The following is a 23614-nucleotide window of genomic DNA, read 5'->3' as shown; positions in this document are numbered from 1 at the left end:
GAGCGAGGACGACACGCTTTTCCGTCGTCCTCGGGAGGGAGGAAGGCAGAGGGTCAGAGCGAGATCTGCGCCGGAGCGGAGCGGAGGCCATCAACACTGCTTGCTTCTGCTTGCAGCAGCAAGCATCCTGGAGGTGTGGCCCGGCGCAGCAGCACCTTCGACTCGGTCGGCGAGTACATCGCCGACCGTCGACGGTCCGCGGAGCTCACGCTGCGCCAGCTCGCCGAGCTGACGGGGGTCTCCAACCCCTACCTCAGCCAGATCGAGCGGGGCCTGCGGCGTCCGTCCGCGGAGGTCCTGCAGCAGCTGGCCAAGGCGCTGCGGGTCTCTGCGGAGTCGCTCTACGTCCGGGCCGGGATCCTCGACCCGGAGGACCACCCGACGAGCACGGTCGAGACGGCCGTGCTGGCCGACGGCTCGCTCAGCGAGCGGCACAAGCAGGTGCTGCTCGACGTCTACCGCAGCTTCGTCGCCGAGGACGCGGCCTCCCTGCCCGACCCCGCCCCCGAACCCGCGCGCGACACCTCCGCCGGCTGAACGCCGGCCGACCCACCAAGGAGCACCATGCCCAAGCCCGACGAGTCCGACCTGACCCCGCTGTACGCGGTCGCCGGCCTGGCCGACGTCCTCGCCGAGACCATCCGTGACAACGTGGCGGCGCGTCAGCGCCGCGCCGAGGAGCGCCTCGCCGAGATCCGCGACCGGCGCCTGGAGCGGGTCGAGCAGGCGCGCGTGAACGCCGACGAGCTGCGCGAGTTCCTGTCCACGCTGCCCGAGCAGCTGCGCACCCTGCCCGAGACCACCCGCGCCCGGCTCGCCGAGATCCAGCGCCAGACCGAGGAGCTGCTGGCGCAGGCGAGCGACACGTACGGCGCCCTCGCCGGCCGCGGCAAGCGCGTGGTGGACGACCGCGTCGGCGACGTCCGGACCGCCACCCGCGCCGCGCGCCGGACTGCGGAGGACAACCTGGATGACCTGGCCGAGACCGTCGCCCCCGTCGTGGACGACGTGCAGGAGGCCGTGACCGAGGTCCGGCGGAACGTCACCGGTCGCGCCGCTCGTGCCCGGACGGCACCCACGACGGCAGCGGACGACGTGACGCCGGAGAGCGCGACCCGGGCCGCCCGTGCGGCCGCCGCGGCCGCCGGCGGGCCGCCGAAGGCCGAGCCCTCGGTCGGCGGGCCCGAGGTGGTCAGCCCCGCGCAGGCCCTCGCCCAGGAGCGCGAGGCCGAGGCGGCCGCGAAGGCGGCTGAGAAGGCGGCCGACAAGGACGCCTCGTCAGGTCCGGGGTCGCTCGACTGAGCCGTCGTCGCCCCGCCGCGTCCCGCTCGTCGACGAGGCCCGCGGCGGGGCCGACCGCTAGGGTGAGCAGATGTCCGCCGACCCGGCAGGCGGCGTGACAGCCACCCGAGCCACCCTCGCCGAGGTCGCGGAGCGGGCGGGTGTCTCGATCTCGACCGTGTCGAAGGTGCTCAACGGCCGGTCCGGGGTGTCCGGCGACACCCGCGCGCGGATCGAGGCGCTGCTGGCGGACCACCAGTACAACCCGCGCAACCCCGGTCCGAACCACGCCCCGCTGATCGAGGTGCTCTGCTTCGAGATCGACAGCTCCTGGGCCGCGGAGGCGCTGGCCGCGATCGAACGGGTCGCCCGCCGGCGCGGTGTGGGCGTGGTCGTGTCGGGGACGAGCGACCGGCAGAAGCCGGACCTGGGGTGGATCGAGGGCGTGCTGAACCGCCGTCCCGTCGGTGTCGTCCTGGTCGCGTCGAACCTCCTGCCGGAGCAGATGCAGCAGCTCCGCTCCCGGAACGTCCCCTTCGTGATGCTGGGACCGGCCGGCGACGTGCCGCCGGACGTGCCGACGATCGGTTCGGCGGACTGGAGCGGCGCGTACGCGGCCGCCCGGCACCTCATCGAGCTCGGGCACCGCGAGATCGCGGTGATCACCGGCCCCGAGGACATGATGGCCGCCACGGCCCGGCTGTCCGGGTTCCGCGCGGCGCTGGAGGGCGCGGGGCTGACCCTGCGCCCGGAGCACCTGCGCCGCGGGGAGTTCCACCACGACGACGGCATCGTCCAGGGCCGCGCGCTGCTGAGCCTGCCGCAGCCCCCCACCGCGGTGCTCACGTCCTCCGACGTGCACGCGCTCGGGGTCTACGAGGCGGCGCGGGCGCTGGGGTTCGCGATCCCGTCGCAGCTGTCGGTCGTGGGCTTCGACGACCTCAAGGTCGCCCGCTGGGCCGGGCCGGCCCTGACAACCGTGCGCGTCCCGATCGCGGAGATGGCGGCACGGGCGGTCGAGCTGGCGCTCGAGGTGCGTGCCGACACGGCTCCGGCGCCGATGCGGATCGACCTCGCGACGACCCTCGTCGTCCGCGACAGCACCGCTCCACCGCGCCTCTGAACGAAACTTTCTTCTTCACCTCAGAAACTTGACCTCTCGATGGAGCGCAAGTAGCGTCGCGTCATCGCGGCGAGCTGCGCAGGTGGCAGCTCCGCGGAGGACGACGACGTCAGCGCAGCCCGAGTGACGCACGGTCCGGCGCCCACCCCCCCCGGGGGCGGGCCCGTCGGACGCGGGCGGTGCTCTGTGCGACGTCCTCGGTCCTCCGGTTCGGTCCGGGTCCGACGCCCGGGCGTGATCCCCGATGCCTGGCTCCGGTCGATCGAAGGGGATCACCGTCATGCAGCTCCCGCACCCTCGCCGTACGCCGCTCCGATCCACGTCGCGCCGGGCCCTCCGGGCGCTCGCGGTCGCCGCCGTGGCGAGCCTCCTCCCGCTCGCCGCCTGCTCGCCCGTGGGCGGGGGCGGCGCCCAGTCCTCACAGCAGGACGCCGGCTCGCCCACCTCCGGCACCGTCAACTGGTGGGGCTGGACGCCCACCGACGTCGCCACCGCGCAGGGCTACATCTCCGCGTTCAACGCCGAGTTCCCCGACATCAAGGTGAACTTCAAGCTGGTCTCGATCGCCGACTGGCAGGCGGCGCTCCCGCCCGCCCTGCGCTCGGACGCCGGCCCCGACGTCTTCGACATGCAGCCGGGCGCGTACGTGAAGAACTACGGCTCCTTCGCCGAGGACCTCACCCCCGTCATGCAGAAGGCGCTGGGCGACGACTGGCAGTCCAAGGTCGCCCCGGCCGGCGTCAGCGGGCTGACCAAGGACGGCAAGCTCGTCGCCGCCTCCGTCGGCGCCGTCTACTCCGGGACGATCTGGTACAACCCGGCCCTCTTCGACAAGTACGGCCTGAAGCCGCCGACGACGCTCGACGAGTGGGACAAGGTCTGCCAGGAGTTCCGCTCCCACGACCAGGGCTGCTTCGTGCAGGGCGCCGCGGGCCAGGGGTTCGACCAGGACACGCTGCAGGCCATCGCCAACTCGGTCGAGCCCGGGCTGTGGACCAAGGCCTCCAGCGGTGAGGTGCCCTGGAACTCGCCCGGCATCGTCAAGACGCTCGACATCTGGCAGCAGCTCTTCACGCGCAAGATCATGCAGCCGGGCGCGGTGGGCTACCAGCAGTACCCGGACGCGAACAACGACTTCCTGACCGGCAAGTACGCGATGGTGCAGATGGGCACCTGGTACACGCAGTACTCCACGGAGAAGGCCATGACCGCCGCGCTGAAGGCGGCCGGCGTGTCCGGCGCCAAGCCGTTCCCGATCCTGCCCCTGCAGTTCCCCGACGTCGCCCAGGCCGGGAACGTCAGCGAGATGTTCGGCGACGCCGACTACGGCCTGTCGGTCTCGACCAAGGCCAAGGACAAGGCGGCCGCCGAGACCTTCGTGACGTGGCTGGCGACGTCCAAGGCGGGCCAGCAGGCCGTCGCGGACCAGCTGAACGACGTTCCCGCGCTCAAGGGCGTCGAGCCGAACTTCGACCAGATCGCGTTCGTCGACCCGGCGACGCAGGCCGGGCCGGTCAAGGAGCTGCTCGGCAAGGTCGCCCCGGTGACCCAGCCCCGCTTCGCGCTGCTCACGACCGACGTGCAGGACGCGATGCTCGCGGCCGCGACCTCCACCGCGACCGGCAAGTCCACCCCGCAGGAGGCGGCGGACACGCTGCAGAAGGCGGCCGAGGCGGCTCGCTGAGCCGCTCCGACGACCTCTCCACGCAGACGCAGGCCCGACCCGACAGGGGTGCAGCGGTGACAGGAACGACGGTAGGACGACCGGCGCTGCCGGTGGCGGTGACGGAGGCCGGGAGCGGCCCCGGCACCCGCCGCCGGCTGCGGCCCTCCGGGTACGTCTGGATCCTCCCGGCGCTGGTGCTGTGCGTGGGCCTCATCTACTACTGCATCGCCTACACGGCGGTGATCTCCACGTGGGACTGGGACGGGATCGACCCGTTCCCCGAGCACGTGGGCGGGGAGAACTACGCCCGGATCGCGCAGGACCCGATCTTCTGGAAGACCATCCAGCACACCGTGGTCTTCTTCGTCGTCACCTTCGTCGCGCAGACCGCGCTCGGGGTGGTCTTCGCCGTCCTGCTCCACTCGCGGGTGCGGCTGGCCGTGGTCTACAAGGTGATCATCTTCATCCCGGTGGTGCTGGCGCCGGCGATCACCGCCCCGGTCTTCCGCCGCCTGTACGCCCCGGACGGGCAGTTGAACTGGCTGCTGGAGCACGTCGGGCTCGGTTCGCTGGCCCAGCCCTGGCTCGGCCAGGAGAGCACCGCGCTGCCGGTGATCATGGCGATCACCGTCTGGCAGTGGACCGGGCTCACGTTCGTCCTCTACTTCGCGGCGATGTCGCAGATCGACCAGTCGGTCCTCGAGGCGGCACGGATGGACGGCGCGGGCAACCTGCGCATCCTCGCCAGCATCATCTGGCCGGGGGTGCGGGGGACCACGGTCGCGCTCGGCATCCTCAGCGCGATCGGCGCGCTGAAGACCTTCGACGTGCCCTACCTGGTCGCGGTCGGCGGCCCGAACTACGCCACCGAGTTCCTCGGCACGTACATCTACCGCAAGACGATCGCGCAGTCGCACGTCGGCTACGGCGCCGCGCTCTCGGTGATCCTGCTCGTGCTGGCCCTGGCCTTCGCGATCCTCATGCAGGTCCGCGGCCGCGAGAAGCAGGGGGTGAGCTGATGTTCGAGGTCCGCAGCCGCGGGGGACGGCTGCTCCTGCAGCTCGTCGTGACCCTGCTCGTCCTGCCCTTCCTCTTCCCGCTCGTCGCGATGGTGCAGGGGTCCCTGGCCGGCGACGGCTGGCGCAACTACTCCGCCGTCCTCGCGGTGCCGGGCCTGTGGCGCTTCTTCGTGAACACGGTCGTGATCGCGGCGAGCGTGATCGCCATCGTCTACGTGGTGACGATGCTGGCGGCGTACGGGTTCTCCAAACTGCACCTGCGCGGACGGGAGCTCTACTTCTGGCTGCTGCTGGCCTGCCTCACCCTGCCCGAGGTCGTGCTGCTGGCGCCGCTGTTCACCACGGCCCAGGCGTTCGGCTTCTTCGACACCTACTGGGCGGTGATCCTGCCGCTGGCGGCGCTGCAGGTCCCGTTCGCGGTGCTGCTGACGCGCACCTTCGTGGACGGCATCCCCGACGAGCTGTTCGAGGCGGCCCGGGTCGACGGGGCCAGTGCCGTCCGCGGCTTCGTGCACCTGATCGTGCCGCTGACCCGGCCGATCGCCGCGGCGATCGTGATCTTCACGCTGATCGGCGCCTGGAACAACTACCTGATGCCGCTGGTCTTCCTGCAGTCGCCCGAGATGCAGACGATCACGCTCGTGCCGCAGTTCTTCGTCGGCCAGTTCAGCAACGACCAGACCAAGATCCTCGCCTCCGCCGTGCTGACGGCGATCCCCGAGGTCGTCGCCTACCTCTGCCTGCAGCGCCTGTTCGAGCGCGGCCTCGCCGCCGGCGCCCTCAAGTGAGCCGGACCCACCCAGAGCCACCGATCCGTCCGGACCTCCGGCGGAGCTGAAGGGACCTTCATGCCTCTCATCCAGATCGACCTCGACCGCGAGGTCTTCGACACCCTCGGCGAGCAGCTGAGCGCGGCCGTGCACCAGGCCCAGCTCGACGTCCTCGAGATCCCGGCCGACGACCTCTTCCAGGTCTTCACCCCGCACGGGCCCGGCGAGCTCCGCTTCGACCCCGGCTACAACGGCGTGGACCGCCGGCAGCTGGTGCTGGTGCGCGTGACGATGGTCCACATGTACCCGGTGTCGACCAAGCGGCGCTTCTTCGAGGCCGTGGCGGACCGCTTCGCCGAGGTCGGCGTCCGTCGCGAGGACGTCCTCATCGCGACCGTCGAGAACGGCTTCGAGGACTGGTACGCGGGCGCCTGACGCCGCGCGACGCACGCCACCCCGCCCGACCCGGCACGACCCGACCCCAAGGACGACCACCCATGATGAAGCACGACCGCGCCGCGCTGCGCGTCCTCTACCTCGGCGGCACCGGCACCATCAGCACGTCCTGCGTGCGCCTCTCGGTGGAGAGCGGCATGGACGTGTCCGTGGTCAACCGCGGCCGCAACGCCGCCGACCGCGACCTGCCGGAGGGCGTCACCTGGCTGACCGGCGACGTCGCCGACGACGCCTCGCTCCGAGCCGCGATCGAGGGCCGCTCCTTCGACGCGGTGGTCAACTTCCTCTCCTACGACGCGCCGGACGTCGCCCGGATGGTCGACCTCTTCGCCGGCCGCACGGAGCAGTACGTGCACATCAGCTCGGGCTCGATCTACGCCAAGCCGGTGTGGACGACGCCGATCACCGAGTCCACGCCGATCGGCCCGAACCCCGTGCTCCCGTACGCGACGGCCAAGTGGCGCGCCGAGCTCGCGCTGCAGCAGGCCCGCGCCGAGACCGGCTTCCCGGTGACGGTCGTGCGGCCCTCGCACACCTACGACGACGCCAACCCGCCGCTGCCGGGCGGGTGGACCGTGGTCGACCGGATCGCCCGCGGCGTGGAGATCCCGGTGCACGGGGACGGCACCTCGCTCTGGACGCTGACCCACGCCGAGGACTTCGCCCAGGGGCTCGTCGGCCTGCTCGGCAGCCCGAAGGCCGTCGGCGAGGTCGTGAACATCACCGGCGACGACGTCCTCACGTGGGACCAGATCTACACCGTCGTCGGGGCCGCGCTGGGCGTCGAGCCGCGGCTCGTCCACGTGCCCTCGGAGCTCTACCCCGTCGTGGCGCCGGACTGGTTCTGGTCGGGCGAGGTGCTGGGCGACATCGGGCACAGCGCGGTCTTCGACACAAGCAAGGTTCGGCGGCTCGTCCCCTCGTACGCGCCCGCGCTCACCTTCGCCCGCGCCGCGCACCGCATGGTCGCGTGGCGGGCCGACCACCCCGCCACGACCGGGCCGGACGACGCGACCGCGGAGGTGCTGGACCGGATCGTCGGCGCGTACCACGCTGGTCGGGCCAGCTTCGCCGAGCGGGCGCCGAAGCCCGCGGGCGCGGTGGCGTGACGGCGGCGGCGAGCCCGGCCACGCACCCCGAAGGAGCCCGATGAGCGTCCCCACCGCCGACACCCCCGCGTACGCGTCCTACCCCAGCCTCCGGGGACGCGCCGCCTTCGTGAGCGGGGGTGCGTCGGGCCTGGGGGCCGAGTTCGTCGGCCAGCTCGCGGCGCAGGGGGCGCGGGTCGGGTTCGTCGACGTCGACGTGGAGCGCGGCCGGGAGCTGGAGCGCCGGCTCGTCGACGGCGGGGCCGACGTGTGGTTCGCGCCCTGCGACGTCCGGGACGTGCCGGCCCTGCAGGCGGCGATCGCCGAGACGGCCGAGCGCCTCGGGCCCGTCCGGGTCCTGGTGAACAACGCCGCGAACGACCACCGCGACCGGGTGGCCGAGACCGACGTCGCGCTGTGGGACGACCGCATCGCGGTGAACGTGCGCCACCACTTCTTCGCCGCCCAGGCTGCCGCGCCGATGATGCGCGACGCGGGCGGGGGCTCGATCGTGAACCTCGGCTCGATCAGCGCGCACATCGACCTGATGGACCTGCCCGGCTACATCACGGCCAAGGCCGGGGTGGAGGGCCTGACCCGCACGCTGGCCCGCGAGTACGGGCCGTGGCACGTCCGGGTGAACTGCATCATCCCGGGCTGGATCATGACCGAGAAGCAGCTGGCCGAGCGCGTGACGCCGGAGGCGGAGGCGTCCATCGAGCGCAACCAGTGCCTGCCGGAACGGCTCTACCCCGACGACGTGGCCCGGATGCTGCTGTGGCTCGCCGCCGACGACTCCCGCTCCTGCACCGCGCAGAAGTGGGTCGTCGACGGCGGCTGGATGTAGCCGGCGCCTGGTTCCCGGGCCGGGCCCGGACCGGTCAGTGCGACTCGCGGGCGACGTCGGAGCCGCTGCCGCCGACCAGGAAGTCCAGGTCGGCGCCCGTGCTGGCCTGCTGCACGTGGTCGACGTAGAGGCGCTCCCAGCCGCGGCGCGGGGCGGCGAAGCCGTCGGTAAGCGTCGCCGGCGGGGTGCGCAGCGCGAGCTCCTCGTCGGGGACCTCGAGCTGCAGCACCCGGCGGGGCACGTCCAGCACGATCGTGTCGCCGTCGCGGACCAGCCCGAGCAGCCCGCCCGCGGCCGCCTCGGGGGCCACGTGCAGGACGACCGTGCCGTACGCGGTCCCGCTCATCCGGCCGTCGCAGATCCGGACCATGTCGCGCACGCCCTGCTGCAGCATCTTCTTCGGCAGCGGGAGGTTCGCGACCTCGGGCATGCCGGGGTAGCCCCGGGGCCCGCAGCCGCGGAGCACGAGGACGGTGTCGGGCGTGACGGGGAGGTCGGGGTCGTCGATCCGGGCCTTCAGGTCCTCGACGGAGTCGAAGACCAGCGCCGGCCCGCGGTGCACGAGCAGGCTCGCGCTCGCGGCGGCGGGCTTCACGATCGCGCCGTCGGGGGCGAGGTTCCCGCGCAGGACCGCGATGCTCGCGTCGGCCTGGAGCGGCGTGGTCCGCGGCCGGATGACCTCGGGGTCCCAGACCGGGTGGCCGGCGACCGCCTCGACGAGCGTCTGGCCCGTCACGGTGACGGCGCTCGGGTCGAGCAGGTCGACGACCTGCTCGAGCACGGCGAGCACGCCGCCCGCCCGGTAGAGGTCCTCCATCAGGTAGGCGCCGGCCGGCTGCAGGTTCACGAGCAGGGGCACGCCGGCCCCGGACCGGTCGAAGTCGGCGAGGTCGAGGTCGATGCCCAGCCGACCCGCGAGGGCGAGCAGGTGCACGACGGCGTTCGTGGAGCCGCCGACCGCGGCGAGCGCGACGATCGCGTTGTGGAACGACTCGCGCGTGATGACCTTCGAGATCGTCGTCCCGCTGCGGACGAGGTCGACGGCGAGCCGGCCCGCGGCGTGCGACCCCTCGAGCAGCCGGCTGTCCGGGGCCGGGGTGCCGGCCATGCCGGGCAGCGTCATGCCGAGCGCCTCAGCCACGACGCTCATCGACGAGGCGGTGCCCATGGTGTTGCAGTGACCGCGGCTGCGGATCATCGAGGACTCGGAGCGGGCGAAGAGCTCCGCGGTCAGCGTGCCGGCGCGGACCTCCTCGCCGAGGCGCCAGACGTCGGTGCCGCAGCCCAGGGCCTGGCCGCGGAAGCTGCCGTTCAGCATCGGGCCGCCGGAGATCACCACGGCCGGCAGGTCGACGCTGGCCGCCGCCATCAGCAGGGCGGGGATGGTCTTGTCGCAGCCGCCGAGGAGCACCAGGCCGTCGATCGGGTTGGCCCGGAACATCTCCTCCATGGCCATCGCGGCCATGTTCCGCCAGAGCATGGCGGTCGGGCGCACCAGCGTCTCCCCGAGGGAGACCACCGGCAGGTCGAGCGGGATGCCGCCCGCCTCGTACACGCCGCGCTGCACCGCCTGGGACACCTCGTTGAGGTGCGCGTTGCAGGGCGTCAGGTCGGAGGCGGTGTTCGCGATCGCGATCTGCGGCCGGCCCTCGAACGCGTCGGCGGGCACGCCGCGGCGCATCCAGGCCCGGTGCAGGTAGGCGTTGCGGTCGTCGCCGGCGTACCACTCGTCGCTGCGCAGCCGCGGGCGCTGCGCGTCGTCCTTGCCCTGAGCGCTCATGGGACCAGCACCGTACGCCCGACGCCGCCCTGGCGCAGGTCGGCGAAGGCCTCGTTCACCTCCGCGAGCGGTCGGCGGGCGCCGACCAGGCGGTCCAGCGGCAGCCGGCCGGCGGAGTAGAGGCTGAAGATGCGGGGCAGGTCGAGCCGGGGGTTGCTCGAGCCGTAGAGCGAGCCGACCACCCGCTTCTGGCGCTGCACGAGGTCGTTGATCGGCACGGCGACGGTGGCGTCGGTCCGGCTGAGGCCGACGGCCACGAGGGTGCCCTCGGGCGCGAGCGCGGCCATCGCCTGCCGCATCGTGTCCGGGCTGCCGACCGCGTCGACCGCCCACGGCACCCCCACGCCGTCGGTGAGCCGGAGCACCTGCTCGACGACGTCGCCCTCGCGGGCGTCGATCACGTGGGTCGCGCCGACGGCGGTCGCCAGCTCGAGCTTGGCGGGGTCGACGTCGACGACCACGACCGGGTACGCGCCCACGAGGACGGCGCCCATGACCGCGGCGAGGCCGACACCGCCGGCGCCCACGACGAGCAGCGGCCGCCCGGAGGTGTGCTCGACGGCGTTCAGCACGGCGCCCACCCCGGTGATCACGGCGCAGGCCGAGATGGCGGCGATCTCGGTGGGCACCGCGTCGGGCACCGCCAGGACGCTGGTCTCGGAGACGACGACCTGCTCGGCGAAGCAGGAGACGCCCATCAGGTGGTGCAGCGTCTCGTCGCCGACGTGCAGCCGGCTGGTCCCGTCCATCAGGCCGTTCGTGGCGGCCAGGACGCGGCCGAAGCGGCACAGGACCGGGTTGCCGGCGACGCAGGCCGGGCACTCGCCGCAGCGGGGCCGCCACTGGAGGGCGACGCGGTCGCCGACGGAGACGCGGCCCGACGTGCGCGGGCCGAGGGCCTCCACGACGCCGGCGCCCTCGTGGCCCACGACCAGCGGCAGCTTCGCGGGCAGGTCGCCCGCCATGTAGTGCAGGTCGCTGTGGCACGCGCCGGCGGCCTCGATCCGGACCCGGACCTCGCCCGGCCCGGGGTCGTCCAGCTCGACCTCCTCCAGCGTGAGGGGCTGCCCGACCTCGCGCAGGACGGCCGCGCGCATCAGGCGGTTCCCGCCGGGGCGGGGGACCCGGCCGCGAGCGCGGCCTGCAGCTCGGCGAGGAGCGGGGCCCGCACCTCGCAGCTCTCGAAGGCGAAGGAGTCGGCCAGGGCGGCGAGGTCGTCGTCGTCCAGCCCGCGGAACAGGCTCGCGTACTCGTGGGCCATCGGCTGGGCGAGGGTGATGTTCAGCAGCAGCGTGCGGACCCAGTCGAAGCGGCCCCACGGGTAGGGGTCGAAGTCCGGGAACTCCTGGGCAACGAGGTCCTGGACCGGCTGCGTGACCTCGGCGAGCCCGATCCCGTCGCTGCCCCACTGGTCGACGGCGAGGCGCTCCTTCTTGGCCACGAACGCGTCGAACCGCTGCCGGTACGGCGTGTCCGGACGGACCGAGACCAGACCCTGACGGCCGATGTCCTTGTACATCCACAGCGTCCAGCTGGCCTGGTGGCGGTTGTAGAGGTCGAGCTGGTCGCGCAGGATGCCGCGGAGCCAGGCGTCGCGCTCCTCGTCGCCCCCGTAGATCGGGCCGAACTCCCCGACGAGGATCGGCGAGGTCAGCGAACGGGCGTGCTCGGAGCGCTCGAGGAACTTCGCCTCGGCCTCCTCGGTGCTGTAGTGCGGGCTCCGCCCGAGGCCGGCGGGCACATAGTCGTGCAGCGTCCAGACCGCGTTCTCGAACGGTTCCGTGAACATGCTGAAGTCGGTGGCGTACGTGTTGCCGTCGAGGAAGAGGACGTGGTCGGGGTCGACGGCCCGGATCGCCTTCACCAGGCGGGAGTAGAAGGGCCCGACGACCGCACCGGACTCGTCCGACGGCTCGTTCAGCAGGTTGTAGCCGGCCACCCAGGGGTTGTCCTTGTAGTGACCTGCGATGGCCTCCCAGAGGTGGACCACCCGGTCCTGGAAGTGCCGGTGCTGCCAGAACGCCGCGACGTGGGTCGGGTTGTCTGAGTGCCAGTGCTGGTTCTGCGAGCCGGGCAGCGCGTGCAGGTCGACGATCGAGTAGATGCCGTGCGCGGCCAGCAGGTCGATGACCCGGTCGAGGTGGCGGAACCCGTCGGCCTTGATCTCGAAGGGGGCCGCGTCGTCCTCGAGGTGCTTGTAGCCGACCGCGATCCGGACGAGGTTGAAGCCGGACTCGGCGAGGAAGGCCGCGTCGGGCTCGTCGAAGAAGCGGGTGAGCAGGCGCTCGAAGAAGGCCTCGGCCCGCTCGGGCCCGATCACCTTGGCGACCTCGGCCCGCATCAGCGACTCGTTGGCCGAGTAGCCGGTGATGAAGTTCTCCATGTTGAGCCAGCCGCCGAGGCAGACCCCACGGAGCAGCAGCGGCTGCCCGTCGGGTCCCACGAACGACGACCCGGAGGTCCGGACCAGGGGGGTGGCAGCAACCATGTGACGTCCTCGTCAGAAAGTTTCGTGCGTGAGAGCGGAAGTTTCTCTACGACGGCAACTTACGGACGACCCCGGACCGCGTCAAGCGGTCCGGGGTGCGGGGCGTCAGCCGTTGGTCTTGGCGCGGGACCGCGTCCGGGACCGCTCGCCGGCGTTGAGCACGACCTTGCGGATCCGGACGGCGGCGGGGGTGACCTCGATGCACTCGTCGCCGCGGCAGAACTCCAGCGCCTGCTCCATGGCCATGTTCTTCGGCGGGATCAGACGCTCGAGCTCGTCACCGGTGGAGGAGCGCACGTTGGTGAGCTTCTTCTCGCGGGTGATGTTGACGTCCATGTCGTCGGCGCGGGCGTTCTCGCCGACGATCATGCCCTCGTAGACCTCGGTCGTCGGGCCGACGAAGAGCGTCCCGCGCTCCTGCAGGCTGAACGACGCGTACGCGGTCACGACGCCGCTGCGGTCGGAGACGAGCGAGCCGTTCGGGCGGGTGCGCAGGTCGCCGTGCCAGGGCTCGTACTTCTCGAAGACGTGGTGCATCATCCCGGTGCCGCGCGTCTCGGTGAGGAACTCGGTCCGGAAGCCGATGAGGCCACGGGCGGGGACCAGGTACTCCATGCGGACCCAGCCGGTGCCGTGGTTGATCATCTGCTCGAGGCGGCCCTTGCGGAGCCCGAGCAGCTGGGTCACGACGCCGACGAAGTCCTCGGGCGCGTCGATGGTCAGGCGCTCGACCGGCTCGTGGACCTTGCCGTCGACCTCGCGGGTGACGACCTGGGGCTTGCCCACGGTCAGCTCGAAGCCCTCGCGCCGCATCATCTCGACGAGGATCGCGAGCTGCAGCTCGCCACGGCCCTGGACCTCCCACGTGTCGGGGCGCTCGGTGCTCGCGACCTTGATCGACACGTTGCCGATGAGCTCGGCGTCGAGCCGGTTCTTCACCAGGCGGGCGGTGAGGAGCTTGCCGGACTTGCCGGCGAGCGGGGAGGTGTTGATGCCGATGGTCATGGAGATCGACGGCTGGTCGACCGTGATCAGCGGCAGCGGCTTCGGGTTCTCGGGGTCCGAGAGCGTCTCGCCGATGGTGATGTCGGGGATGCCCGCGATCGCGATGATGTCGCCCGGGCGGGCGATCTCGGCCGGGACCCGGTCGAGCGCCTCGGTGATCAGCATCTCGGTGAGCTTGATGTTCTGGATGGTGCCGTCCTGCTTGCACCACGCGACGACCTGCCCGCGCTTCATCTCGCCCGCGAACACCCGGCACAGCGCCAGGCGGCCGAGGTAGGGGGAGGCGTCGAGGTTGGTGACGTGGGCCTGCAGGACCGCGCCCTCCTCGTACTCCGGCGCCGGGACGCCGTCGAGGATCGTGGCGAAGAGCGGGCCGAGGTCGGCCGAGTCCGGCATCTCGCCGTTCTCCGGGGCGGTCAGCGACGCGCGGCCGGCCTTGGCCGAGGCGTAGACGACCGGGAAGTCGAGGACGTCGGTGTCGCCGTCCTCGAGCAGGTCGAGGAAGAGCTCGTACGTCTCCTCGACCACCTCGGCGATGCGGGCGTCGGGGCGGTCGACCTTGTTGACCACGACGATGATCGGCAGGTTCTTGGCCAGTGCCTTGCGCAGCACGAAGCGGGTCTGCGGCAGCGGGCCCTCGGAGGCGTCCACGAGCAGGACGACGCCGTCGACCATCTCGAGGCCGCGCTCGACCTCACCGCCGAAGTCGGCGTGGCCGGGGGTGTCGATGATGTTGATGATCACGTTCGAACCGTCGGGCGCGTGGTGCAGCACCGCCGTGTTCTTGGCGAGGATCGTGATGCCCTTCTCGCGCTCCAGGTCCATCGAGTCCATGACCCGGTTGTTGACGTCCTGGTTGGCGCGGAAGGCTCCGGACTGCCACAGCATGGCGTCCACGAGGGTGGTCTTGCCGTGGTCGACGTGAGCCACGATGGCGACGTTGCGCAGATCGCTGCGTACGGGCATGGCGGTGGTGCTCCCTGTAGTGACGTGGGGTGCGGACCAGGGCTAGCCGGTCCTGCAGGCCCGCGACGGCGTCGTTCGGGCAACCAGGCAAGTCTACCCGCGCCGCAGCGGCAGGAGTCCCACCCGCACAGGACCCCTGCCGCCGTCGGCGTGGGCCCTCGCCCGCACCGTTCCCCGGCCTGCCCGTGGCCTCCCGTCGGCGTCCCCCCGGCGCCTCCGGGACGACCCCGTCAGTCCGTCGCGGCGCGCAGCGCGCGGCCGCCCGCGAGCACGTTCCGCGGGTCGTGGGCCAGCACGACCGCGCGGAGGCGGGCGACCCCGGCCTCCCCGTAGACGGCGCGGTACCAGCCGGCGTCCGTACGGCTGGCGAAGTTGGGGAGCCGCCCGCCCGTGCTCCACGGCGCCAGGGCCGCCAGCAGGGCCCCGTTGTGGGCCAGAGCCGCCTCGCGGACCGGCGGGACCGCCAGGCCGACGGTGTGCACGGTGAAGGCGGCGTCGCGGTGGGCGAAGGCCGCGTCGGGCCCGGTCCGGTAGGCCCCGCCGAGCTGGCGGAGCTCGACGAGCAGCTGGGGGCAGTCCGCCTCGGGCCCGACCCGGGCGAGCAGCGCGTCGACGGCCTCGTCGGGCAGCCCGGCGAGCAGGGTGTGGTCCTCGACGACGGGCATCGGGTCGGCCGGGTCGGTGTGGATGGCGCCGAAGGCGGCGAAGGGCAGCCGGCCGACGCCGTCGAGGACGGGGGTGGCCGCCGCGCGCATGGGCGCGAGGACCGCGGCGCCCTCGTCCAGCGGTCCCGCCCAGGCGAACCGCACGCTCACCGTGAAGCGGCCCGCCAGCGGCGGCGGGAGGTCGGGGAGCGGGGGCAGCCGGAGGAAGGCGATCGACGTCGTGGCCTCGGGCGGCAGTTCGGCGGACCACGCGTTCCACGTGCGCAGCACCGTCGCGGCGTCCGCGCCGTCGAAGAAGACGGCGCCGCCGTAGAGCTCGGCGAGCGGGAGCAGGTCGAGCTCCAGCGCGGTGACGATGCCCGCGGTCCCGCGCCCGCCCTTGAGCGCCCAGAACAGCTCGGGGTCCTCGGTGGCGCTCGCCCTCCGCAGGACGCCGTCGCCCGTGACGACGTCGAACGAGCGGACGTGGTCGACGGCCAGCCCGTACGTCCGACCGACCGGGCTGAGCCCGCCGCCGGTGGTGTAGCCGACGACGCCGACCGAGGGGGCGGACCCCGCGATGGCTCCGAGGCCGTGGGCGGCGGCCTCGTCCAGCACGCGCTGCCAGACGACCCCGGCGCCGATCCGGGCCCAGCGACCCTCGGCGTCCACGTGCAGCTCGGCGAGGTCCCCGGTGTGCACCATCACCTGGTCGTCCAGGGCCGGGCTGAGGCCGTGCCCGGTCAGGCGGACCCCGACCCCGAAGCCGTGCTCGTTCGCCAGCCGGACCAGGGCCGCGACGTCGGCGGCGTCCCTCGGGCGCACGACGACGACGGGGCTCACCGACTGGTCGAGGTTGAAGCCGGTGACGAGGGCGTCGTACGCCGCGCTGCCGCGGCCGTGCGCGACGAGGCCGGCGTCGGTGATCAGCGCGAGGCGCTCGTCGACCGCGCGGTCGACGGTGGTCTGGGACATGGACGGTCCTTCGCTGGAGGGGACCGTCGGGGCGGTCGCCGCGCCTGGTCGGGCACGGGTGTCACCACCCTCGGGCCCCGGGACGCGCGCGGCAATGGAGCAGGGTCCACATCCGCCTCCCCCGTAGGCTGGCCGCCACCGCACCCGCAGGAGGCTCGATGGCCAACGACTGGCTCAAGGACTCGTTCCGTCACGAGTACGACCAGCAGTCGGAGGCGATGGGCCGCTTCAACCTCGCCGTGTTCGGCAAGACCGGTGTGGGCAAGTCGACCCTGGTGAACGCGATCTTCGGCGAGGACGTCGCCAAGGTCGGCATCGGCGAGCCGGTGACGCAGGGCAGCCACCTCTACCTGGACAAGGTCGGCAGCCTCGGCATCGTCGACACTCAGGGCCTGGAGATGGGCGTCGACGACAAGAAGATCATCGACGAGCTCCAGAAGATGATCAACCGGACCCGCAAGATGCCGCTGAGCGAGCAGGTGCACGTCGCCTGGTACTGCGTGCGGGGCATGGACCGGCGGTTCGAGGACACCGAGGCGGAGTTCGTCCGGGCGCTCGACGAGCTCGGGCTCCCGGTGGTCATCGTGATGACGCAGGTCCCGCGCAACGAGAGCGGCTTCCACCCCGACGCGGTGGCCCTGGCCGAGCTCGTCCGCCAGCGCCACCTGCCGGTGGTGCCCGGCAGCCCGTTCCTGACGTACGCGAAGGCGGACACGTTCACCGGCCAGCGGGCGTACGGGCTGCGAGAGGTCCTCGATGCCACCTTTCGCGTCGCGCCGGAAGGCGTCCACGGCGCCCTCGTCGCGGCGCAGGAGGTCGATCATGCCCGGAAGGCGACCGAGGCCCAGCGCGTGATCGCGGCCGCCGCCAGCAGCGCGGCGGCGAGCGCGGCGGTCCCGGTGCCGTTCTCCGACGCCGTCATGCTGGTGCCGATCCAGCTCGGGATGATGGCCAAGATCGCCCAGCTCTACAAGATCAAGTTCGACCGGGCCGCGCTCCTGGCCATCGCGTCGACGACGGCCGCCACGCAGGCCGGGCGGGCCACCGCGACCGGGCTCCTCAAGCTGATCCCCGGCGCCGGGACGATCGCCGGCGGGCTGATCGGCGCCGGCGTCGCCTCGACCTACACGTACGCCATGGGTCAGGCCTGGCTCGCGGTCTGCCAGCGCGCGGTGACCGGCTCGTTTGGCAAGGTCGGCGACGCCCTCGACACCGAGGCCGTCCGCGAGGCCTTCACCACCGAGCTCAAGAACCGCCTGAAGCTCTGCGGGCAGAAGTCGGCCTGACGGCCGGGCCGGGTCCGACGGCTCAGAGGTAGTCGAAGAAGCGGGTCCACCACGACGCGGGCCAGCGGGCGTCGACGGTGATCTGGCTCGGGCCGTCGTAGGTCGTCCAGAGCGGGTCCTCGGGGATCACCACGTAGTCGAGGTCGTCGAGCACGCCGTAGACGTGTGCCGCGTCGTCGGCGTGGAGCAGCTCGTGGAGCTCGGCGGAGTCGAACACTCCCGGGTTGGTGAGGGACACGGTGGCCAGCCCCCCGAAGTTGCTGACGCAGACGACCAGTCGCTCGCCGCTGGAGGTCGATCCCGCCGGAACCACGACGCGCGCGTGCAGGCTCGCGTCCTGGACCGACCGGTCGGCGTCGGTGCGGCAACCGAAGGCTTCGTCCAGCCCGCCCACCAGCCGCTCGAACCGCTCCCGCGTCGCGCCGAGGTCGAAGCCCGCCGGCGTCTCCAGGTGGTCGGGGTCGTCCAGCTCGCGCAGCAACGCCCACAGCTGCTCGCCCGCGACCCGCACCCGGGTCATTCTCGTGTGCCGCTGGGTGCGGGCGGGCCGGGCGGGGTCGTTAGTGTTCCGGGATGACGGTTCCCGACGTGCGGGGCCTGCTCGACGGCGAGCCCCCGCACGACCAGGCTGTGTTCGCGACGCGCCTCCGGCGCTACTGGCCCGACCTGGTCACCGGCCTCACGGGGGCCTACCCGGAGCACGCCGTGGAGATGGCGGAGCGTCTGGTCGAGATCGCGGCGGAGAACTTCCGGCGCCGTCCGACCGACCTGCGGCTGCTCGACCTGCAGCGCCACGCGGACCCGCAGTGGTTCGGGCACCAGTCGATGCTCGGCTACGCGACGTACACCGACCTGTTCGGCGGGACGCTGCGGGGCGTGGGGGAGAAGGTCGACTACCTCGGCGAGCTCGGCGTCACCTACCTGCACCTGATGCCGCTGCTGCGGCCCCGTCCCGGGCAGAGCGACGGCGGCTACGCGGTGATGGACTACCGCGCCGTCCGCGAGGACCTCGGGACGGTCGACGACCTGCGCGACCTCGCCACGACGCTGCGCGGCCGCGGGATCTCCCTGACGCTCGACCTCGTGCTCAACCACGTCGCCGCCGAGCACGCGTGGGCGGTCGCCGCGCGCGGTGGGGACCAGCGCTACCGGGACTACTTCCACCTCTTCGCGGACCGCACGCTCCCCGACGCGTACGAGCGGTCGCTCCCGGAGGTGTTCCCCGACACCGCCCCGGGCAGCTTCACCTACGACGAGGAGGCGGCGGCCTGGGTCTGGACGACCTTCAACGCGTGGCAGTGGGACCTGAACTGGCACAACCCGGAGGTGTTCTACGAGTTCGCGGACCTGGTCCTCTGGCTCGCGAACCTCGGGGTGGAGTGCCTGCGGCTGGACGCCATCGCCTTCCTCTACAAGCGCATGGGCACGGCCTGCCAGAACCAGCCGGAGGTCCACGCCATCACCCAGGCCCTGCGCACGGTCGCGCGGATCGCGGCGCCGGCGCTGGTCTTCAAGGCCGAGGCGATCGTCGGGCCGGCCGACCTGGCGCCCTACCTCGGGGTCGGCAAGCACACGGGCAAGGTCAGCGACATGGCCTACCAGAACTCGCTGATGGTCCAGGTCTGGTCGGCGCTCGCGGCCAAGGACACCCGGCTCTTCTGCGCCGCCATGAACCGCTTCCCGGCCAAGCCCGTGACGACGGTGTGGAACACCTACCTGCGCTGCCACGACGACATCGGGTGGGCGATCGACGACGCCGACGCCGCCTCGGTCGGGCTGGACGGGGCGGCGCACCGCCGGTTCCTGGCCGACTTCTACGCCGGGCTCTACCCGATGAGCGACGCCCGCGGGCTCGTCTTCCAGGAGAACCTCGAGACCGGCGACCGGCGGATCAGCGGCACCGCGGCCTCGCTGATCGGGATCGAGGCCGCCCTCGCCACCGGCGACGAGGCCCGCCTCGAGGTCGCCGTCCGCAAGCTGCTGCTCGCGTACGCGGTCGTGCTCGGCTACGGCGGCCTGCCGCTGCTCTACATGGGCGACGAGCTCGGCCTGCTGAACGCGTACGACTTCGACGCCGACCCGGACCACGCGGACGACAACCGCTGGGTGCACCGGCCGCAGATGCCGTGGGACCGGGCCGAGCGCCGCCACCAGGAGGGCACGCTCGAGCACCGCGTCTACTCGGGGATCCGGCACCTGGTCGCCGTTCGCGCCGCGCTGCCCGCGCTGGAGGCGTCGGTCGAGACCGAGGTCCTCGACCCCGTGAACCCGGCCGTCCTGGTCTGCCTGCGGCGCGCGCCCACCCAGACGATGGTCGCGGTCCACAACGTCACCGCGGAGCCGCAATCGCTCCCGCGCTGGGTCGTCCCCGTCGGCAGCTGGGCCTGGGACGCGCTGACCGAGGAGACCCCGCTGACCGACGGGCCGCTGCACCTGCGCCCGTACGAGGTCCGCTGGTTCGTGCAGGAGGTGTAGGGGTGGGCGCGGTCGAGGTCGTGCAGGAGGCGCTCGAGAACCTCGGCCTGCCGTGGGAGCGGCGCGCGGACACGTTCACCGTGTCGCTGCCGGGGGAGCACAAGCTCACGACCGAGTGCGCGCTCGAGGTCGGGGCGCACAGCGTGCAGGTGCGGGCGTTCGTCGTCCGCGCGCCCGAGCAGGACGCCGACCGGGTGCACCGCTGGCTGCTCGAACGGAACCTCCGCCTGGGCGGCGTCGCCTTCGCCGTCGACCATCTCGGCGACGTCTACCTCGTGGGTCGGCTCCCGGTGGACGGCCTGACCGGGGGCGTCGTCGACCAGCTGCTCGGCGTGGTGGCCGAGACGGCCGACACGAGCTTCGACCCGGTCGTGGCGATGGGGTTCGCGGACAGCATCCGGCGTGAGTGGGCGTGGCGCCGCTCACGGGGCGAGTCCACGGCCAACCTCGCCGCGTTCACCCAGCTCGACCCGGGCCCGTCCGCCGGTTGAGGGTCAGCCCCCGACGAGCGCACCGAGCCGGGTCTGCACGTCCCGCAGCGCGGCGTCGCGCTGGTCCGACGGCATCCGGGCGGGGGCGTACGTAACGACCGGCTCCAGCACCTCGTAGCCGACGAACTCGAGCATCCCGCGACGGATGTGGAACAGGAATGCGTCCAGGGCGCCGTACGCCTCGGGGTCGCTCGGGCCGAAGGCGGGCTCGCCGCCGCCGGTGGTGAGGAGCAGGACCGCCTGCTTCCCCCGCATCGCGCCCTCGGCGAAGATGCCGTGCTCGCCGCCGAAGGTGGCGCCCATGGCGAAGACCCGGTCGACCCACCCCTTCATCACCGCCGGCATGGAGAACCACCAGAGCGGGAACGACAGCACCAGCAGGTCCGCCTCCAGCAGCCGGTCCAGGTGCTCGCGCACCGTCTCGTCCAGCGTCCCGGCCCCGTACGCCCGCAGCTGCTCGGCCTGCGGCTTGAAGTAGCCCGTCGCGTCGGGGAACTGCTCGCGGCGCAGCACCGGGTCCCAGCCGTCGGCGTAGAGGTCGATGCGGTCCACCCGCACGTCGGCCGTCCGCAGCGCCGTCACGGCAGCGTCGGCCTGGGCGGAGGAGAAGGAGGCCTGTTCCGGGTGCGCGTGGACGAGCAGGGCACGACGGACGAGAGAGGTGGTCGGCGAAGGCACCCCGAGATCATATCGACTATTCGCGATACGTCATACCGAATCGGCGACCTCGTCGAGAAGGGCGGCGACCTGGCCGTCGTCGCGCCGGTAGTGGGTGAACTTGCCCACGCGGGTCGCCCGGACCAGGCCGGCCCGTTCTAGGGTGCTCATGTAGGCGGAGACGGTGGACTGCGCGAGCCCCGTCTTGGCGGCCAGGTGGGTGACGCAGACGCCGACGACCGCGCGGTCGGCGATCGGGGGGTACTCGGCGAACGACTCCTCGGGCGTGCGCAGCCACGTCATGATCTGCAGTCGCGTGGGGTTGGCCAGCGCCTTGAGCGCCTCCAGGAGGTGGGCGTCCACCGGCACCTCCTCATCGGTCCGCACGAGGTCGAAGTATGCGCCGGGCGTCCAGGGTGCGGCGTGCGTCGGCGGTCAGGCGTCGAGACGGGCCGCGACGTCGGCGGGGAAGCCGCCGGTCGCGATCGGGCTCCAGCGGGTCGGGCTGATGCGGAGCAGCGACTTGTCCTGGACCCGCATCGCCGCGCGGTACTCGTCCCAGTCCGGGTGCTCGCCGGCGATGGAACGGAAGTAGTCGACGAGGCCGTCCTCGGCGTCGGGCATGTGCAGGACCTCGGCGTCGCCGTCGACCTGGACCCAGGGCCCGTCCCACTCGTCGGAGATCACGCAGACGGAGACCTCGGGGCGCTGCTCGGCGTTCGTCACCTTGGCCCGCGACGGGTAGGAGGAGACGACCAGCCGGCCCTCCGCGTCCACGCCGCCGCTGACGGGGGACAGCTGCGGGCGGCCGTCGCGCCTGGTCGTGGCGAGCAGGAAGCGGTGCCGCGGGCGGACGAAGTCGAGCAGCTCGGCGAGCGTGACGGACGTGTTCGTGGCGATCGAGCGGGGCACGGGCCGGACACTACCCGGGTGTCCGGGAGGCCTCCGGCCTTCTCTACTAGGGTCGTTCCCATGACGTCGACCCTGATCCTGCTCCGGCACGGCGAGAGCGAGTGGAACGCCAAGAACCTCTTCACCGGCTGGGTCGACGTCGACCTGAACGCCAAGGGCGAGGCCGAGGCCCAGCGCGGCGGCGAGCTGCTCGTCGAGGCGGGCCTGCTGCCGGACGTGGTCCACACGTCGCTGCTCAAGCGGGCCATCCGCACCGCGCAGATCGCGCTGATGACGGCCGAGCGGCACTGGGTCCCCACCCGGCGCTCGTGGCGGCTGAACGAGCGCCACTACGGCGCGCTGCAGGGCAAGGACAAGAAGGAGACCCTCGCGGAGTTCGGCGAGGAGCAGTTCATGGTCTGGCGCCGCTCGTACGACGTGCCGCCGCCCCCCATCGACCGCGACGACCCGTACGCGAACTTCCACGACCCGCGCTACGCGAGCCTGCCGCCGGACGCCCGCCCGGCGACCGAGTGCCTGAAGGACGTGCTGCTGCGCGCGCTGCCCTACTGGTACGACGCGATCGTCCCCGACCTGCAGGCCGGGAAGGTCACGCTCGTCGCGGCGCACGGCAACTCGCTCCGCGCGATCGTCAAGCACCTCGACCAGATCGGCGACGCCGAGGTCGTGAGCCTGAACATCCCGACCGGCATCCCGCTGGTCTACGAGCTCGACGACGACCTGCGCCCGACCGGCCCGGGCCGCTACCTCGACCCCGAGGCCGCGGCGGCGTCGATCGAGGCGGTCAAGAACCAGGGCAAGAAGTAGGGGCGCTCGCCTGCGCCCGAGCACCGCAGGGCACCCGGAGACAGAGCACCCCGGAGACGACCGAGGCACCCCTGGGCAGGGGTGCCTCGGTCGTTCTGCAGGTGCGTCGAGCCCGGGGGCCCCGCAGCCTCAGGGCTGCGGCCAGAAGTCCTCTTCGGGGAACTGCCCGGTCACGACGTAGATGATCCGACGGCCCATCGACGCGGCGTGGTCGGCGATCCGCTCGTAGTAGCGGCCCAGCAGGGCCACGTCCACGGCGGCCTCGACGCCGTGGTTCCAGTCCTCGCTCAGCAGCATCCGGAACTGGGTCCGCCGCAGCTCGTCCATCTCCTCGTCGCGCGAGCGCAGCTCCTGCGCGACCTGGATGTTGCGGTCGTTGAGGGTCTGGCCGGCGGTGACGACCATCTTCTCGGCGACGTCGCCCATGCGCACGAAGTTGGAGCGCAGGGAGTCCGGCACCGCGACCTCGGGGTAGCGCAGCCGGGCGATCTTGGCCACGTGCGCGGCCAGGTCGCCCATCCGCTCGAGCTCGGTCACCATCCGCAGGGTGGTGACGACGGTCCGGAGCTCGCCGGCGACCGGGGCCTGCCGGGCGAGCAGGGAGAAGGCACGGGCCTCGACCTCGCGCTGCTTGGCGTCGATGGCCTCGTCCTCGCTGATGACGACCTCGGCCAGCTGGAGGTCCGCCTCGAGCAGGGCGGTCGTCGCGGTCCGGACGGCCCCCGACACGGTCTGGCACATCTGCACCAGGTCGGCCAGGATGTCGTCCAGCTGTTCGCGGTAGTTCTCGCGCATGTTCGGTTCTTACCCCATCTTCAGAAGACTTTCTGCCCCAACCCTAGGGTCACCGCCTACTGCAGCCCCATCGCCGCATGAAC

23 protein-coding genes are annotated in these 23614 nt (G+C 72.4%); 13 read left to right on the top strand and 10 right to left on the bottom strand.

Annotated elements, in window-relative coordinates:
- The first annotated feature begins 135 nt into the window (after positions 1-135).
- From ABD665_RS16445 to ABD665_RS16405, 9 genes are all read left to right on the top strand, one after another.
- Positions 136-537 (top strand): helix-turn-helix domain-containing protein, encoded by a 402-nt coding sequence (locus tag ABD665_RS16445; protein ID WP_204910029.1) that lies wholly within the window; start codon positions 136-138, stop codon positions 535-537.
- 27 nt (positions 538-564) lie between these two features.
- Positions 565-1302, top strand: coding sequence for a hypothetical protein (locus ABD665_RS16440; protein ID WP_204910028.1), 738 nt, complete (start codon positions 565-567; stop codon positions 1300-1302).
- A 70-nt stretch (positions 1303-1372) separates the two neighbouring features.
- Positions 1373-2404, top strand: coding sequence for a substrate-binding domain-containing protein (locus ABD665_RS16435; protein ID WP_204910027.1), 1032 nt, complete (start codon positions 1373-1375; stop codon positions 2402-2404).
- 280 nt (positions 2405-2684) lie between these two features.
- Positions 2685-4088 carry an extracellular solute-binding protein gene (locus ABD665_RS16430; RefSeq protein WP_204910026.1) on the top strand — a complete coding sequence of 468 codons (1404 nt, stop codon included), beginning with the start codon at positions 2685-2687 and terminating at the stop codon, positions 4086-4088.
- Between the two features lie 92 nt (positions 4089-4180).
- The gene (locus tag ABD665_RS16425) at positions 4181-5089 is read left to right on the top strand and encodes an ABC transporter permease subunit (protein WP_204910025.1); all 909 of its coding nucleotides are present in this window, start codon (positions 4181-4183) and stop codon (positions 5087-5089) included.
- A complete protein-coding gene (locus ABD665_RS16420; RefSeq protein ID WP_204910024.1) occupies positions 5089-5877 on the top strand; it encodes an ABC transporter permease subunit in 789 nt (262 codons plus the stop codon). The genes ABD665_RS16425 and ABD665_RS16420 overlap by 1 nt, the downstream gene beginning before the upstream one ends.
- Positions 5878-5937: 60 nt before the next feature.
- Entirely contained in the window at positions 5938-6294 is a 357-nt protein-coding gene (locus tag ABD665_RS16415; RefSeq protein ID WP_204910023.1) for a tautomerase family protein, read from the top strand.
- A gap of 62 nt (positions 6295-6356) precedes the next feature.
- Positions 6357-7424: an NAD-dependent epimerase/dehydratase family protein gene (locus ABD665_RS16410; RefSeq protein WP_204910022.1), complete on the top strand. Its 1068-nt coding sequence runs from the start codon at positions 6357-6359 to the stop codon at positions 7422-7424.
- A 40-nt stretch (positions 7425-7464) separates the two neighbouring features.
- On the top strand, positions 7465-8250 hold the full coding sequence (locus ABD665_RS16405) for an SDR family oxidoreductase (protein WP_204910021.1): 786 nt from the start codon (positions 7465-7467) through the stop codon (positions 8248-8250).
- 34 nt (positions 8251-8284) lie between these two features.
- Here the strand turns inward: ABD665_RS16405 and ABD665_RS16400 are convergent, their stop codons facing one another.
- The 5 genes from ABD665_RS16400 to ABD665_RS16380 all read right to left on the bottom strand — a co-directional run bounded on the left by ABD665_RS16400 (position 8285) and on the right by ABD665_RS16380 (position 16108).
- Entirely contained in the window at positions 8285-10030 is a 1746-nt protein-coding gene (locus ABD665_RS16400; protein ID WP_204910020.1) for a dihydroxy-acid dehydratase, read from the bottom strand.
- Complete coding sequence (locus ABD665_RS16395) at positions 10027-11127, bottom strand: zinc-binding dehydrogenase (protein WP_204910019.1); 1101 nt, start codon at positions 11125-11127, stop codon at positions 10027-10029. Before ABD665_RS16395 ends, ABD665_RS16400 begins: the two co-directional genes overlap by 4 nt.
- The gene (locus ABD665_RS16390) at positions 11127-12518 is read right to left on the bottom strand and encodes a cellulase family glycosylhydrolase (RefSeq protein WP_204910018.1); all 1392 of its coding nucleotides are present in this window, start codon (positions 12516-12518) and stop codon (positions 11127-11129) included. Before ABD665_RS16390 ends, ABD665_RS16395 begins: the two co-directional genes overlap by 1 nt.
- 105 nt (positions 12519-12623) lie before the next feature.
- A complete protein-coding gene (gene typA, locus ABD665_RS16385) occupies positions 12624-14489 on the bottom strand; it encodes a translational GTPase TypA (protein ID WP_204910017.1) in 1866 nt (621 codons plus the stop codon).
- 230 nt (positions 14490-14719) lie between these two features.
- Entirely contained in the window at positions 14720-16108 is a 1389-nt protein-coding gene (locus ABD665_RS16380) for an FAD-binding protein (RefSeq protein WP_204910016.1), read from the bottom strand.
- 158 nt (positions 16109-16266) lie between these two features.
- Between ABD665_RS16380 and ABD665_RS16375 the strand changes: the two genes are divergently transcribed.
- Positions 16267-17394: a GTPase gene (locus ABD665_RS16375; RefSeq protein ID WP_204910015.1), complete on the top strand. Its 1128-nt coding sequence runs from the start codon at positions 16267-16269 to the stop codon at positions 17392-17394.
- Positions 17395-17416: 22 nt separating this feature from the next.
- On the opposite strand, the gene ABD665_RS16370 is transcribed toward ABD665_RS16375, so the two are convergent.
- Complete coding sequence (locus ABD665_RS16370; protein WP_204910014.1) at positions 17417-17905, bottom strand: hypothetical protein; 489 nt, start codon at positions 17903-17905, stop codon at positions 17417-17419.
- Between the two features lie 62 nt (positions 17906-17967).
- On the opposite strand from ABD665_RS16370, the gene ABD665_RS16365 reads away from it, so the two are divergent.
- A complete protein-coding gene (locus tag ABD665_RS16365) occupies positions 17968-19869 on the top strand; it encodes an alpha-amylase family glycosyl hydrolase (RefSeq protein ID WP_204910013.1) in 1902 nt (633 codons plus the stop codon).
- A 2-nt stretch (positions 19870-19871) separates the two neighbouring features.
- Positions 19872-20360: a YbjN domain-containing protein gene (locus ABD665_RS16360; RefSeq protein ID WP_204910012.1), complete on the top strand. Its 489-nt coding sequence runs from the start codon at positions 19872-19874 to the stop codon at positions 20358-20360.
- A gap of 3 nt (positions 20361-20363) precedes the next feature.
- Here ABD665_RS16360 and ABD665_RS16355 read toward each other — a convergent pair whose 3' ends face one another.
- The 3 genes from ABD665_RS16355 to ABD665_RS16345 all read right to left on the bottom strand — a co-directional run bounded on the left by ABD665_RS16355 (position 20364) and on the right by ABD665_RS16345 (position 21929).
- Entirely contained in the window at positions 20364-21038 is a 675-nt protein-coding gene (locus ABD665_RS16355; protein WP_204910011.1) for an NAD(P)H-dependent oxidoreductase, read from the bottom strand.
- A gap of 30 nt (positions 21039-21068) precedes the next feature.
- Positions 21069-21380, bottom strand: a complete 312-nt coding sequence (locus ABD665_RS16350) for an ArsR family transcriptional regulator (protein WP_204910010.1) — start codon at positions 21378-21380, stop codon at positions 21069-21071.
- Positions 21381-21452: 72 nt separating this feature from the next.
- Positions 21453-21929: a TIGR03618 family F420-dependent PPOX class oxidoreductase gene (locus tag ABD665_RS16345; RefSeq protein WP_204910009.1), complete on the bottom strand. Its 477-nt coding sequence runs from the start codon at positions 21927-21929 to the stop codon at positions 21453-21455.
- Between the two features lie 60 nt (positions 21930-21989).
- Between ABD665_RS16345 and ABD665_RS16340 the strand changes: the two genes are divergently transcribed.
- Positions 21990-22736, top strand: a complete 747-nt coding sequence (locus ABD665_RS16340; RefSeq protein WP_204910008.1) for a phosphoglyceromutase — start codon at positions 21990-21992, stop codon at positions 22734-22736.
- 129 nt (positions 22737-22865) lie between these two features.
- On the opposite strand, the gene phoU is transcribed toward ABD665_RS16340, so the two are convergent.
- Positions 22866-23531: a phosphate signaling complex protein PhoU gene (gene phoU / locus ABD665_RS16335; RefSeq protein ID WP_204910007.1), complete on the bottom strand. Its 666-nt coding sequence runs from the start codon at positions 23529-23531 to the stop codon at positions 22866-22868.
- Positions 23532-23614 lie beyond the last annotated feature (83 nt).

The sequence above is a fragment of the Microlunatus spumicola genome, assembly GCF_039536445.1.
GTDB classification, from domain to species: Bacteria; Actinomycetota; Actinomycetes; order Propionibacteriales; family Propionibacteriaceae; genus Microlunatus; species Microlunatus spumicola.
The sequence above is the reverse complement of the archived record's forward strand: the minus strand, read 5'-3'. Positions and strand labels throughout refer to the sequence as shown.